This is a genomic window from Streptomyces capoamus (assembly GCF_014654935.1).
Taxonomy (GTDB): Bacteria; Actinomycetota; Actinomycetes; order Streptomycetales; family Streptomycetaceae; genus Streptomyces; species Streptomyces capoamus.
In genome coordinates, this window is record NZ_BNBF01000018.1 from 179,744 (window position 1) to 180,035 (window position 292).

1 protein-coding gene is annotated in these 292 nt (G+C 68.8%); it reads right to left on the bottom strand.

What is annotated here, in order from left to right; all coding sequences use genetic code 11:
- Window positions 1-292: tetratricopeptide repeat protein (locus tag IE312_RS26480; protein WP_189984843.1), on the bottom strand; the 292-nt coding region annotated here is incomplete at both ends.

Genomic DNA, 292 nt, shown 5'->3' on the forward strand with positions numbered 1-292 from the left:
GCCTGCGCGATCATGCCGAGCTGGTGGTAGCTGGAGGCGATGCCGGCGCGATCGCCGAGCTCCTCCTTGATGGTGAGGGAGGCGCGGTAGCGATCCTCGGCCTGCTGGTAGTCCCCCTGTAGCTGCGCGATCATGCCGAGCTGGTGGTAGCTGGAGGCGATGCCGGCGCGGTCGCCGAGCTCCTCCTTGATGGTGAGGGAGGCGCGGTAGCGTTTCTCGGCCTGCTGGTAGTCCCCCCGCAGCTCGGCGATGATGCCGAGCTGGTGGTAGCTGGTGGCGATGCCGGCGCGGT